This window comes from Pseudomonas sp. GW821-FHT07E12 (assembly GCF_058986605.1).
Genome location: NZ_JBYSVX010000023.1, coordinates 58,593 through 72,234 on the forward strand (window position 1 = coordinate 58,593; position 13,642 = coordinate 72,234).

The following is a 13,642-nucleotide window of genomic DNA, read 5'->3' on the forward strand; positions in this document are numbered from 1 at the left end:
TCGAAAGCAGTGATGGATCGTGAGTGGATATCTACTTCGTGGTGAGCGCCAGCGCCATGGCCGCGGGATCTGCCAATGCGGCATACGCCTCGCGTAAGGCTTCGATGAAACGTACATTGCCCGACAACGTCGCGAACACCGCGTCCAGTTGCAGAAACGCATCCACGTCGTGGCCTGCGTCGCCAGTGGCGCTGCGTCCCAGTTCGCGCAGTTCTTCATTCAGCGGATCGACCAGCGCCACGCCGTCGAGTGTCTGTCTGCGCACGAACAGCATCCATGCGGCCACGGGCAGGCATAGCCGATCGATGCGGTGGCCGATGGCCAGGGCATCGGCGATCGTACCGAGCAGACGCACGGGCAGTTTCTGCGAGCCATCCCAGGCAATCTGCGACAGCCGATGATGGATGGCGGGGTTGCGGAAGCGCTGGAGAATGGCGTCGATGTAGCGCTGTGCGTCGAAGCCGGGTATCGACGGCAGCGTGCGGCTGATGTCCTCGCGCATCAGGGTTTCGACGAAGCGGGCCAGTTGTGGATGGCGCATCGCATCGGCGACGGCTTCCAGGCTGAGCAACGAGCCGAGATAGGCCAATGCGGAGTGGGGGCCATTGAGCAGGCGCAGCTTGGCGCGGTCGTAGCCGGCGATGTCGTTGCTCAGGGTCACGCCGACGCGGTCCAGCGCAGGGCGGCCGTTGCAGAAGGCATCCTCCACCACCCATTGCGTATAGGTCTCGCGCTGGATCGGCCATGCATCGACCAGGCCGAGTTGTGCGGCCACGCGTTCGCGCAGGGCGTCGTCGCTGGCCGGGGTGATGCTGTCCACCATCGAGCGGGGGAAGGTGACCTCGCTTTCGATCCAAGCGGCCAGCGTCGGGTCGATGCGGTGTGCGTACTGCAGCGTGGCGCGACGCAGCTTGCCACCGTTGTCGGGCAGGTTGTCGCAGCTGAGCACGGTGTAGGGCTTGAGGCCGTGGCGGTGGCGCACGCGCAGGCCGGCGACGAGATAGCCGATGGCGCTGCGCGGGGTGTCGGGTGTGGCGAGATCGTGGACGATGTCGGGATGGGCGAAATCCAGACCGTCGGCGGAGAGGCAGTAACCCTTCTCGGTGATGGTCAGTGTTACAAGGCGCACGCCGGGATCGGCCAGGCGCGCCAGCACCGCGCTCTGTTCGTCGCGTGCGCACAGCACTTCGCGGATCGCGCCGATCACGCGCAGTTGCGGGTGCTCACCGAGCAGGGCCAGCGTGTACAGGCCGTCCTGCGGGCGTAGTGCATCGCGCACGCCGGCGCTGTGCAGCGACACCGCGCTGATCGCCCAGTCCGGCGCATCGGCCAGCAGTTTGTCGATGTACGCGGCCTGGTGGGCGCGGTGGAATGCGCCGGGTCCGAAGTGGACGATACCGATGCTGGTCTTGCCGCGATCGTACGCGGGCGCGGCGATATCGGTGGGCAGAGTGGCGAGGGTGGCGTCGGAGAGGCAGGGCAGGGCGATCATCGCGGTAGCGGGAAGTGGGTGAAAGGTAGGCACTTTTCGCATGCGCGAGAACGGCCAAGTCAACGATCTGATCGGGTGGATGTGGAAGGTGCTATCTCGCTGGCCCTACGAGCAGGATCTTGTGGGAGGGACTTCAGTCCCGACAGGCTTTATCGGCCAAGCGTCGGGACTGAAGTCCCTCCCACAGAGTTGCCATGCAGGTTGATCGTCGTAAGCAGGTCAATCGTTGTGTGCGGCTCCGCTATCGGCAGCAACCTCGAATGATGCGCGTGCACGGATGTCCGAGCTGGATGCGCCGATCTGGACTTCATAGCGACCCGGATCGACCACATAGGCACCAGCCTTCTCGTCGTAATGACGAAGGGCTTTCGCAGGTATCAGCTCGAAGGTGACTTGTTGCGTTTGACCCGGCTGCAGCTGCACGCGCTGGACGCCGCGCAGGTTCTTCAACGCCTGACCGGAGCTGGGCGATTGCGGACGCAGATACAGCTGCACCACTTCATCGCCGGCGCGTGTGCCGGTGTTGCGTACCTCGACGGTGGCGCGCAGCGTGCCGTCTTTCGCCACATGCGTGCGGTCCAGCTTCAGCCCGGAATAATCGAACGTCGTGTACGACAACCCATGCCCGAACGGGTACAACGGCTCGCCACCGAAGTAGCGATAGGTACGACCAGCCATCGCGTAGTCGTCGAACGCCGGCAGTTTCTCGTCGGCCTTGTAGAACGTCACCGGTAGACGCCCGGAAGGGTTGGCATCGCCGAACAACACGTCAGCCACGGCATTGCCGCCGCGCTGGCCGGGATACCACGCGACCAGGACTGCCGGCAGGTTGGCCTTGGCCCAGTCCACGCCCAGCGCCGAGCCGGTGGTGAGCACCAGCACCACCGGTTTGCCTGTGGCGTGCAGTGCCTCCAGCAACTTCTGCTGGGTGGCGGGCAGGTGGATGTCGGTGCGATCGCCCCCCGCGAAGCCGGGATAGTTGACCGTCATCTCCTCGCCTTCGACGTCGCCGGTCAGGCCACCGACAAAAACCACGACATCGGACTTGCGCGCGGTCTCCAGCGCTTCCTCGAACGGCGGTTTGGCGCCGGGCAGATCCCAGGCCAGACGCACGCCGGCATCGCGTTCGGCTTCGTAGTACTCCAGTTTGATGTCGTAGCTGCGGCCCGCTTCGAGCCGCACATGGGCGCTGTCTGCACGCAGGCGCGCGCTGTCGCTCCAGTGGTCGAGCAGCAGCTTGCCGTCCAGATACAGGCGGAAGCCGTCGTTGGCCGCCGCCTCGATCCGATAGTCGCCCGACACCGGCGGCAGCAGTTGGCCGCTCCAGCGGATGCTGAAGTTGTCGTTGGGCAGCGCCTGCTCGCCGCTGGCTTCGCCGCGTGCCAGCAGCGTGTCGGTCGGCGAGCCGCGATCCCAGTTGAAGGCGATCTGCGAATCGACCCGCACCAGCGTCGGCGTGCCGGACAGGCTGCGATTGCGGAAGTATTCGCCGCGCAGGCCACGTTCGGTCGAGCCCGGACCAGGCCGCAGGTATTGCGCCTCGATCAGCGGCGTGGCGTTGGGATCGTCGCGGCCTTCGACCAGATCGGCGCCGCGTGCGTACAGCACCTGTGCCTGCGGTGCCGCCTCGCGAATGCCTTGCAGGATCGTCACCGGTGCGGCGGGCGTGCCGTAATAGTTGCCGAGCAGCGCCATGGTGTCATCGGCGGTGGGGCCGATCACGGCGATGCGGCGGGTGTCGCGCGACAAGGGCAGCACGCCGTCGTTCTTCAGCAATACGATCGATTCCTGCGCGACCTTGCGCGCCAGGGCGTCGTGCTGCGGCGACTGGTTGACCGGATACGGAATCCGCGACCAGCGCACGTCCTGCGGCGGATCGAACATGCCCAGGCGCATGCGTGCCGCGAACAACTGCGTGACCGCCTTGTCGACCTCGGCCTCGGCGAGCAGGCCCTTGTGCACGGCAATCGGAATCGACGGCGCATAGGTGTTGCCGCAATCGAGCTGGGTACCGTTCTTCACCGCCAGCGCGGCAGCTTCCTCGGGGGTGGCGACGATCTTGTGGTTCTTCCAGATGTCGACGATCGCCCAGCAGTCGGACACGACGTAGCCCTTGAAGCCCCAGCTGTCGCGCAGCACGTCGTGCAACAGGAACTTGCTGGCGCTGGCCGATTCGCCGTAGACGCGGTTGTAGGCGCCCATCACCGCATCGACGTTGCCTTGCTTCACCAGCGCCTCGAACGCAGGCAGGTAGGTGTCGTAGAGATCGCGTTTGCTCGGGTGTACGTCGAAGTGATGGCGATCGGCTTCCGGGCCGCTGTGCACGGCGAAGTGCTTGGCGGTGGCGTCGAGCTTGCGGTATTTCGGGTCGTTGCCTTGCAGACCATGCACGAATGCCACGCCGAGCTGCGCGGTCAGGTAGGGATCCTCGCCGTAGGTCTCCTGACCCCGGCCCCAGCGCGGGTCGCGGAAGATGTTGATGTTTGGCGACCAGAAGGTCAGGCCTTGATAGCGGCCATGCTGGCCCTCGGCGACGAAATGCGCGTGCTTGGCGCGGGCTTCGTCGCTGATCGCATCGGCGACCTGGCCTATCAGTGGCACGTCGAAGGTCGCGGCCATGCCGATCGCCTGCGGGAACACGGTCGCACCGCCGGCGCGGGCGACGCCGTGCAGCGCCTCGTTCCACCAGTCGTAGGCCGGCACGCCGAGGCGCTCGATCGCCGGTGCATCGTTCTGCATCTGCGCGGCTTTTTCTTCCAGCGTCATCCGCGATACCAGCGCGGCGGCGCGTTCGTCGAAGCTGCGTTGGGTGTCGAGCCACGGCGCGGAGGTGTCCGCCGCTGCCAGTCCCAGCGGCAGCATGGCCAACAGGGCGATGCTGCAGTGCCGCGCGAGACTGCGAGTGCGCCGCGCGCCGTGGGCGGTCGTCGAGAGGGTAGGGCCGGTCTGCACTCGCATCTGTCTGTCCTTGTGGATGACGTTACTGAGAACGTTCGTCGCGGGCGTACGGCCCAATCATCGCACCGACGAAGCCGCCGGCAACTTCGGTGCTGAGTACGGTGCCATCTTGGTTCCGCGCCAGCCATTGCCAGCCGCGGCCGTCACCGGCATCGAAGCCGAAAGCGTAGTCGCCGCCGTTACCGGTGATCTTCAACTTCAGTGTCCTGATCGAGCCGAGTGTGCGTGAGGCGATCACGTGGGTCGCCGCTCCGCCACCGCGTTTTTCCAGGAACAACTCGGCACCGTCGCCGTGACGGCGCACGCCGAGGAAGTACCAATGCTGTTCGTTCTGGAACGCGGCCAGCCCTGCGACAGTGCCGATTTCGGGAAGCTCCAACGCGGTGCTGGCGGTGAACGAAATATGCTGCTGGCACCGCGCCAGGAACGAGGGATTACGCGGTGTGTCCAGGCCTTCGGGCAGCGGATGGATCGTCAGCTGGCCCGGTCGCGTGTGCAGATCGGCCCAGGCGTGTTTGGGCACACGCAGGTACAGCCATTCGCGACCGGGCGTGGTCGCGTCGAACTCGTCGCGCCAGGTGAAGTTGCCGGTGTTCGGCGCCTGATCGAGGCCGGTTTGCAGATAGGACGGGCCGGGCGCGCTGTAGGGAATCGTGCTGCCGGCGTCGAGGATCACCGGCCAGCCGTCCTTCCATTCCACCGGCAGCAGCCAGGTCTCGCGGCCGGTGTTGTAGTGGATGCGATCGTAGGTGCGGCTGGCGAGGAACACGGCCCACCAGCGTCCATCCGGACCTTCGACGAGGTCGGCGTGACCGGCGTTGGTGACCGGCAACGCACGCTCGGCGGGCAGGTCGCGCTGGGTCAGGATCGGGTTGTGTGCGTAAGGCTGATACGACCCCCACACCTTGCGGCTACGCAGCACCACCTGCGAATGATTCGGCCCGGTGCCGCCCTCGGCATCGGACAGGTAGTACCAGCCGTCGCGCTTGTACAGGTGCGGGCCTTCGATCCAGATCGGGTTCCTGGCTGGCTCGACACCGCCATCGATCAACACCTTGCGCGGCCCGAGCGGTTGGAAGCGGGCGAGGTCGATCTGCTGCATCCAGATCGCGCGATGGCCGTCGTAGCGTGGCGTGCCTTCGGGGGCGTCGTTGTTGACGAGATAGACCTTGCCGTCATCGTCGAAGAACAGCGATGGGTCGATGCCGCCGATGCTCGGCAGCCAGTGCGGATCCGACCACGGTCCGGCCGGATCGGTCGCGGTGGCGATGAAGTTGCCACCGCTGTCGACCGCCGTGGTGACCACGTAGAAGAGGCCGTCGTGATGCGAGATCGCCGGCGCGAAGATGCCGCGCGAGACACCGAGGCCATCGAAATCCAGTTGCGTGGGGCGGTCGATGACGTTGCCGATCTGCGTCCAGTGGACCAGGTCGGTGCTCTCGAACACCGGGATGCCGGGGAAGTAGGTGAAGCTGGAATTGACCAGATAGAACTTGCCATTCGCCGCGACCACGCTGGGATCGGCGTGGAAGCCGGCCAGTACCGGGTTGCGGTAGTGGCCGGCAGGCAGCGGAGCTTCGAAGGCGGTGTCGTGGCCGGTGTACTCGAACCAGTCGAAGTGCACCGGCGATTGCGCGGAGGCGGAGGCGGACAGCAAGGCAAGCAGGAAACCTTGCCGCCATCGTCCCTGCGCAGACGGGCACCCAGGGACTTTGCTTCTGCCGCACGACATGAAGTTGCTGGGTGATCGGCCCTTCGGGCCGCTGTAAAGCGCTTCCCGCCTGCGCGGGAACGACGAAAAGAACGTTCGAAGTCGCCTCATCTCCACCGCCTCACCAATCCCACATCGCGCCGTCTTCCAGGCGCGCGATCGGCAACTGCTTGGGCGAGTACGGGTACTTCGCGGCGAGCTTCTCATCGATATCCACGCCATGTCCCGGCGTGTCGCCCACGTGCAGACGACCGGCGCGCAGCACATAGTCGTGCGGGAACACCGCGTCGGTCTCGTCGCTGTGGAACATGTATTCCTGGATGCCGAAGTTCGGCACCCAGGTGTCGAAGTGCAGCGCTGCGCCCATCGTCACCGGTGACAGGTCGGTGGCGCCGTGGAAGCCGGTGCGCACCTGATGCAGCGCGGCGAAATCGGCCAGCCGGCGCACGTGGGTGATGCCACCGCCGTGCACGATGGTGGTGCGGATGTAATCGATCAGCTGGTTCTCGATCAGGTGCTTGCAGTCCCAGATCGAGTTGAACACCTCGCCGACCGCCAGTGCGGTGACCGAGTGCTGGCGGATCAGTTCGAACGACTTCTGGTTCTCGGCCGGGGTGGCATCTTCCAGCCAGAACAACCGATATGGCTCCAGATCGCGGGCCAGGCGCGCGGCCTCGATCGGGGTCAGGCGATGGTGCACATCGTGCAGCAGCTCGACGCCGTTGCCGTGGTCCTTGCGCAACTGCTCGAACAGCCTTGGTGCCGTCTCCAGATAGCGCGGCGTGTTCCACACCGTCTCCAGCGGCAACTCGCTCTCGGCCGGCTCGTAACCGCGCGCGTTGGACACGCCATAAGCCTTTTTTACGCCCGGCACGCCACATTGCGCGCGCACTGCGAGGAAACCCTGTTCGATGAAACCACCGACTGCGTCGGAGGCCTCGGCGATATCGCGGCCGTTGGCGTGGCCGTACACCAGCGCACCTTCGCGCGAGCGGCCGCCGAGCAACTGGTAGATCGGCAATCCGGCCATCTTGCCGAGGATGTCCCACAGCGCCACGTCGACCGCGGCGATCGCGCTCATCGTCACCGGGCCGCGCCGCCAGTACGCGCCGCGATGCAGGAACTGCCACATGTCCTCGATGCGGCCGGCGTCGCGGCCGATCAGGTTGGGCACCACGTGTTCCTGCAGGTACGCCGCGACCGCCAGCTCGCGGCCGTTGAGGGTGGCGTCGCCCAGCCCGTACACGCCTGAGCGCGTGGTGATCTTGAGCGTGACGAAGTTGCGGCCCGGGCAGGTGACGATGACCTTGGCATCGACGATCTCGCGTTCGCGCGAGGCGCCATGGGTGGTGGTTTCGGTGACGGATTGAGTGCTCATCGTGATGGTCATCAGAGTCTTGATCGAAGTCAGGGGATGGCGATCTCGAACGGCCCGGCGGGCAGGCCGGTGCCGTCGTACAGGGTGACGACGGGGCTGTCGGCCCAGCCGTAGCGCACACGCGTGGCGTTGGCCGTATCAGTTGTTCGCAGCAGCACCTCGCGGCCGCGGATCTGCGCGCTGGCATAGCGGCAGCTGCCGGCCTGCGCGCCGCACAGTTCGAAACCGACCGGGCCGTAGGCGCCGTAGGCGACCAGTGCGCCGTCGATGTCGTCGAATGCGACCACGACCGTATCGCCTTCGCGCCGCACCGAGGCCGGCACCGGGCCGGAAGGCGCCAGCGCTTCGCCATAGATCACGTGTCGCGCGGCGCGCGCCAGGCGTCGACCGACATCCTGCTTGTTGGCCGGATGGATGTCGCCGCGCTCGCCGATGTCGATGGCCACCGCCAGCCCGCTGCGCGGATCCTCGGCGGCGACCTGGCGTTGCACTTCGCGCAGCGCCGCCGAGCCGCTTTCCTGAGGATGCGTCGGTGCGGGGCCGTAGTTCGCCAACTGCACCACCAGCAGTGGCAACCCGGCACCGAACTGCCGGCGCAGGTCGCTGCGATAGGCACGCAGCAAGCTGCGATAGGCCTCGGCCTCGCCGACGTTGGACTCGCCCTGGTACCACAGCGCACCACGCAACCCGTAATCGCCCAGCGGCGCAATCATCGCGTTGTACAGCGTGGTCTTGCCGGACGCGGACAACCACGGTGCCAGCGGTGGCGTGCCGAACTGCTTCGGCACTTGACGGTATTCCCAGCGGCCGTCCAGCGGCACCGTCTCGCCATTGTCCAGGCGCAGCGCGACCGGCTTGGAGAGGCCGCCGTCGGCATAGGTATTGAGCACGTTGACCGCGATCAGATTGTCGCCGGCATGCAGCAGTCCACGCGGCAACGAATAGATGCGCTCGCCGCCGCCATAGCCGCTGCCGACCGCGCGCCCGTTGACCCAGGTCTGGTCGATCTCGTCGGCACCCAGCGTCAGCGTCGTGGCCTGTGCCGCCTGCTGCGCGTCCAGGTGCACGCGGGTGCGATACCACAACATCCCGGTGAAGCTGGTCAGTTCCGGCACGCCCCATTGCTGATAGCCGCCGAGCTGCGCCGGTGCGGTGCGCCAGCCGGAGGTGGTTGCACTCGGATTCCAGGGCTCGTCGCCTTTCGCCACATCGGGCAGCGCTTGCCACCATGCTGCCCAGTGCTCGCCCCAGCGCGCGTTGGCAGCCTGCGGATCGTGTGCGTACAGCGCCAGCGTATCGATCGCATCGCCGAAGTTGCCGGCACCGCGCAAGGCACCATCGCTCAGCCAGGCCTCGATGCGCGAACCGCCGAGCGAGGCATTGATCAGGCCCATCGGCACGTCCACGGTCTTCTGCAGTTCGCGTGCGAAGTAGTAGCAGGCGGCGGAGAAGTCGCTTACGTATTGCGAGGTGGCCGGCCGCCACTGCACCGGGGTGGCGAAGTCGGTCTGTGGCGCCGGTCGCGGGGCTTGTGGCACCGCCAACAGGCGGATGCGGTCGTTGGCGGCGCCAGCGATCTCCGAGCGCGCATTGAGCGTGCGATGCACCTGCAGCTCCATGTTGGACTGGCCGCTGCACAGCCAGACATCGCCGACCAGCACGTCCTCGATGCGCTGGCTGGCTGTGCCGGCAGTGACGGTGAGCGTGTACGGGCCGCCTGCATGCTGTGCCGGCAGTTTTGCCTGCCAGCGGCCGTCGCTGTCGGCGCGCGCATTTACGCGCTTGCCAGCGAACTCGATCTGCACCGGCTGGCCGGGCGTCGCGCGACCCCACACCGGAATCGGCTGGTCGCGCTGCAATACCACGTGGTCCTGGAACAGCGCGTGCAGCAGTGGCGGCGTAGCGTCCTGCGCGTGAGCGGCCGGTACCGCCAGCATCAAGGCCACCAACAGCCCCATCACCGTCGTCCCCGCGAAGGCGGGGACCCAGCGACTTTCGCGCGAAGCGTGCCTGCGATCTTGGGAGCCCTCTCGAGGCGCGCTCACACTCGTCATTCCCGCGAAAGCGGGAATGACGGTTCCTGCTGAGGGCTCTTGGGTACAAATCGGCCACCCACCCACGCGGCGCATTCCAATCAATCCACCCAGACTCATTTCCCATCCCCCGGAGCAAAAGGAAATTCCAGCGATTCGTAGTAATCCAGCGAGTGCGCCGGCGGTGCGGCGCCGGCCGGCAGCGGTCGCCGCGAGAAGGTCTGGAAGTAGGCGATGCTGGCATCACGCCACCAGCGCGCTTCCTTCTCCTGGATCGCCAGGAACGCGGCCACCTGCGCATGCCGTTGCGGATCGATGCGCCCGGCCAACCCGTCCCAGGTGCGGCGCATCGAACTGACGTAATCGACGCCGTGGTCATAGCGCAGCACCAGTTCGTCCCACAACGTGCGGCCGGAGGCCATCCGGTGATCCCACGGCACGTGATGGAACCAGAGCAGCAAGTCCTCCGGCACCGTGTTGATGTCGCCGAAGCGCGCGGCAACCGGCGCCGCATACTGCGCCACCGCGTTGCTGCCGCTGGCACTGCGGTCGAAGCCGATGCCGTTGCGATCAGCGCGATGGTAGTAGACCGAAGTCCAGTCCGCGCGCGGCCCGCCCGATACCCATGGCGCCGGGCCGTAGTGATGGCCGCGCCCCATCAGGTGATGCAGGCCGAGCGGCGTCATGTAGTCCACCACCGCCTCGCGCGAGCCCATCATCATCGCCACCACCGGCGCGACCACGGCCGGGTCATTGGAGAAGGTCATCCGTACCCAGTCGTCGGCGATTGCGCGCGCGCCGGCATCGGGATTCCACGCCAGCCGGCCGAACGCATACCAGTTGGCCTGATCGAAGTCCGAGCCGCTCCAGTTGCGATCGCTGCCGATGTTGGCGACACCCGCGATGCCGGTCAGTGCATGCCCTTCGAGCGAGCCGTCCACCACTTTCGCCACCGTCGAGCCCGGCCCGCGTGCGTAGGTGTCGGACTTCAACGTCTCTTCGTACAGCGGCGCCAGGTAGGCCAGGTGGGTGGCGAAGCCGAGGTACTCCTTGGTGATCTGGAATTCCATCATCAACGACGTGTTCGGCATCGCCCCGAACAATGGATGGAACGGCTCGCGCGGCTGGAAATCGATCGCGCCATTCTTCACCTGCACCAGCACGTTGTCGCGGAACTTCCCGTCCAACGGTTTGAACTCGTCGTAGGCCTGCTTGGCACGGTCGTCCGGTTGCTCGTGCGAATAGACGAAGGCGCGCCACATCACCACGCCGCCATGCGGCGCGAGCGCATCGGCCAGCATGTTGGCGCCGTCGGCGTGCGAGCGGCCGTAGTCCTGCGGGCCGGGCTGGCCCTCGGAATTGGCCTTGACCAGGAAGCCGCCGAAATCCGGGATCAGCCGATAGATCTCGTCGGCCTTGGCCTGCCACCAACGCCGCACCGCCGGGTCGAGCGGATCGGCGCTCTTCAGCCCGCCGATTTCGATCGGCGCACTGAAGCGCGCGCTGAGATAGACGCGGATCCCGTAGGGACGCAGCACCCCGGCCAGCGCCGCGGCCTTCTCCAGATACATCGGGGTCAGGCTCTGTGCGCTGGCGTTGACGTTGTTGAGCACCGCACCGTTGATACCGATCGAGGCATTGGCGCGGGCATAGTCGGTGTAGCGCGGGTCCAGCCAGTCCGGCAGCTTGTGCCAGTCCCAGATCGATTCGCCGGCGTAGCCACGCTCGACATGGCGATCCAGGTTGTCCCAGTGATCGAGCACGCGCAGCTTGATCCGCGGCGTCTCGCGCAGGTCCAGCGATGCCAGCGACTGGCCGGTCTGCAGCAGGCGCAGCAGATGGAAGGCGCCGTACAGCGCACCGATGTCGTCGTTGGCGGCGATCACCGTGGCGGCGTGACCATCCACACGCATGCTGCGGATCAGGTAACCGTCGCGACCAAGTCCGGCCAGCTCGGATTTCAACGTCGCCAGCAACGGTGAGGACGTGGGCGTGCCGACCACCAGCGCGTCGTCGCGATCGGGCCGGTCGAGCAGCGGCGGTTGCGCACCGAGCAGGCCCGACAGCCCGCGCAACAGTTCCGCGCGGGTAGCCTGCTGGGTCGGCGTGACGGCGGGCGCCACCAACGCGGTGACTTGCCCGGCGGCGGTGTCGCCCGTTGGCACGTAGCGCAGCCACAGCGCATAGCCATCCTCGGCATGCAGTGCCGGGGCAAGCAGCCCCAGCGCGATGAGCAGCAGCCCATGGCCGAGCCATCGGCGGGCGTGCGAGCCCATGCCCCGGATCGCCCCGAAGCCGGTCATCGTCCGCTCCCCCTCGGTGCAGGACCGCACAGCACTGGCAGACCCCTTGCCGTCGTCCCCGCGCAGAGCCTGCCCCCAGCGAAGGCGGGGGCGGGGACCCAGCGACTTGCGCCGGGGAAAGACCATGGGACCGGGTCTTCGCCCACGCGCGGATGACGGATCTTGTCGACCGCCCCAAGGTTGTCGCCGCCGTGACGGGTTACCGCTACCATGGACCGAGCAAGACGCTGGCCGTACGCACTCGCGTTGTATGGCCGGGTGTCGCGCATGTCGCCGCCTGCCGAGTGGTTCCGGCGGGAGTCTGTCAGGGAAAGGAAACGCGTTTGGAAAAGACCCGCAAATCGATCCGTCGCAAGGGCCAGGCCGTCACCATCGATGAGGTCGCGGCATCGATCAAGGTGTCGCCGATGACGGTCTCGCGCGTGGTCAACGGCAAGGGCAACGTGCGCGAATCCACCCGCGAACAGGTGCTGGCCGCGATCAAGAAGCTCGGCTACAAGCCCAATCTCGCCGCCAGCGCGCTGGCCGCCGCGCAAAGCACCCGCATCGCGCTGATCCACACCGATCCCAGCGGCGCCTACCTGCGCGAACTGCTGCTCGGCGTGCTGCGCGCGGTCTCGCATACCTCGATCCAGCTGGTGATCGACTACTGGGACGGGCTCAGCCCCGAGGCCGAGCGCAAGGCCGCGCGCGCGCTGGCCAAGAACGTGGCCGGCGTGATCCTGCCGCCGCCACTGTGCGAATCCGAGCCGGCGGTGCTGGAACTGGTCAAGGCCAAGATCCCGGTGGTGTCGATCGCCTCCGGCCGCTTCAACCGGCAGGTGTCGTGCGTGCGCATCGACGAGTACCGCGCCGCGATGGAGATCACCGCACATCTGATCGCGCAGGGCCACACCCGGATCGGTTTTATCCACGGCCATCGCAACCTCAGCGCGAGCCTGCGTCGCTTTGAGGGGTTTCGTGCCGCGCTCGACGAGGCCGGATTGGCGTTCGACCCGGCGCTGGTCGAATACGGCGATTACACCTATCGCTCGGGATTGGCCGCCGCCGAAAAACTGCTCGCGGTCAGCCCGGCGCCGACCGCGATTTTCGCCAGCAATGACGACATGGCTTCGGCCGCCGTGTCGGTCGCGCATCGGCAAGGGTTGGAGGTGCCACGCGATCTGTCGGTGGTCGGTTTCGACGACACCTCGACTGCCACTGCGGTCTGGCCCGAACTGACCACCGTCCACCAACCGATCGCCGCGATGGCCGATGCGGCGATCGAGCTGCTGCTGCGCGAGATTCGCGACAGGGGACGGGTGACGCGGACGGTGTTCGATCATGTAGTGGCCCATCAGCTGGTACAGCGTGATTCGGTAGCACCGCCGCAGAAACGCCCGGTAGGAGCGGCTTTAGCCGCGAAGAAGCGTTCCCGGTAAAGCCTCTTCTCGGCTGACGCCGCTCCTACCGGGCAACGCGTCAGCGCAACAGGTACTGATTCAACAAGTTCTCGTAAGCCTCCTGACGCCCGCTGACCTGCTTGGGCTCACCGGCCTGACGGGCCTGATTGGCCAGCGCGGCCAGATCCAGCTTGCCGTCCACGAAGTCCTTGCCGGTGCCGGCGTCGAAGCTGGCATAGCGCTCGGCGCGCCAGCTTTCCCACGGCGACTGCTTCAGCAGTGCGTGAGCCACTTCCAGACCGCGTGCAAACGCGTCCATGCCGCCGATGTGGGCGATGAACAGATCCTGCAGATCGGTCGATTCACGGCGCGGCTTGGCGTCGAA

At 66.6% G+C, this 13,642-nt stretch carries 7 protein-coding genes and 1 pseudogene; 1 reads left to right on the plus strand and 7 read right to left on the minus strand.

All coding sequences use genetic code 11. The annotated features are described in order from the left end of the window. Nucleotides 1–31 precede the first annotated feature (31 nt). The 6 genes from AC3WJE_RS13560 to AC3WJE_RS13585 form a co-directional block, all read right to left on the minus strand. Nucleotides 32–1,492, minus strand: coding sequence for a mannitol dehydrogenase family protein (locus AC3WJE_RS13560; RefSeq protein WP_493731339.1), 1,461 nt, complete (start codon nt 1,490–1,492; stop codon nt 32–34). 219 nt (nt 1,493–1,711) lie between these two features. After that, nucleotides 1,712–4,450, minus strand: a complete 2,739-nt coding sequence (locus tag AC3WJE_RS13565; RefSeq protein WP_493731340.1) for a glycoside hydrolase family 3 C-terminal domain-containing protein — start codon at nt 4,448–4,450, stop codon at nt 1,712–1,714. Between the two features lie 22 nt (nt 4,451–4,472). Then, a complete protein-coding gene (locus AC3WJE_RS13570; RefSeq protein WP_493731341.1) occupies nt 4,473–6,107 on the minus strand; it encodes a glycoside hydrolase family 43 protein in 1,635 nt (544 codons plus the stop codon). A gap of 175 nt (nt 6,108–6,282) precedes the next feature. Next, a complete protein-coding gene (gene manD, locus AC3WJE_RS13575; RefSeq protein WP_493731342.1) occupies nt 6,283–7,539 on the minus strand; it encodes a D-mannonate dehydratase ManD in 1,257 nt (418 codons plus the stop codon). A 29-nt stretch (nt 7,540–7,568) separates the two neighbouring features. Beyond that, nucleotides 7,569–9,497, minus strand: a complete 1,929-nt coding sequence (locus tag AC3WJE_RS13580; protein ID WP_493731343.1) for a sialate O-acetylesterase — start codon at nt 9,495–9,497, stop codon at nt 7,569–7,571. A gap of 191 nt (nt 9,498–9,688) precedes the next feature. After that, nucleotides 9,689–11,875 (minus strand): alpha-glucuronidase family glycosyl hydrolase, encoded by a 2,187-nt coding sequence (locus tag AC3WJE_RS13585; RefSeq protein ID WP_493731344.1) that lies wholly within the window; start codon nt 11,873–11,875, stop codon nt 9,689–9,691. 323 nt (nt 11,876–12,198) lie between these two features. On the opposite strand from AC3WJE_RS13585, the gene AC3WJE_RS13590 reads away from it, so the two are divergent. Beyond that, complete coding sequence (locus AC3WJE_RS13590) at nt 12,199–13,296, plus strand: LacI family DNA-binding transcriptional regulator (protein ID WP_493731345.1); 1,098 nt, start codon at nt 12,199–12,201, stop codon at nt 13,294–13,296. Nucleotides 13,297–13,336: 40 nt separating this feature from the next. On the opposite strand, the pseudogene AC3WJE_RS13595 reads toward AC3WJE_RS13590, so the two are convergent. Beyond that, nucleotides 13,337–13,642 (minus strand): annotated as a pseudogene (locus AC3WJE_RS13595) (hypothetical protein); the annotation flags it as partial.

Excerpts from the sequence above, each read along its gene's own strand:
- AC3WJE_RS13585 (WP_493731344.1), bottom strand. The coding sequence starts at position 11,875 with ATGACCGGCTTCGGGGCGATCCGGGGCATGGGCTCGCACGCCCGCCGA.
- AC3WJE_RS13565 (WP_493731340.1), bottom strand. The coding sequence starts at position 4,450 with ATGCGAGTGCAGACCGGCCCTACCCTCTCGACGACCGCCCACGGCGCG.
- AC3WJE_RS13580 (WP_493731343.1), bottom strand. The coding sequence starts at position 9,497 with ATGGGGCTGTTGGTGGCCTTGATGCTGGCGGTACCGGCCGCTCACGCG.
- AC3WJE_RS13560 (WP_493731339.1), bottom strand. The coding sequence starts at position 1,492 with ATGATCGCCCTGCCCTGCCTCTCCGACGCCACCCTCGCCACTCTGCCC.
- manD (WP_493731342.1), bottom strand. The coding sequence starts at position 7,539 with ATGAGCACTCAATCCGTCACCGAAACCACCACCCATGGCGCCTCGCGC.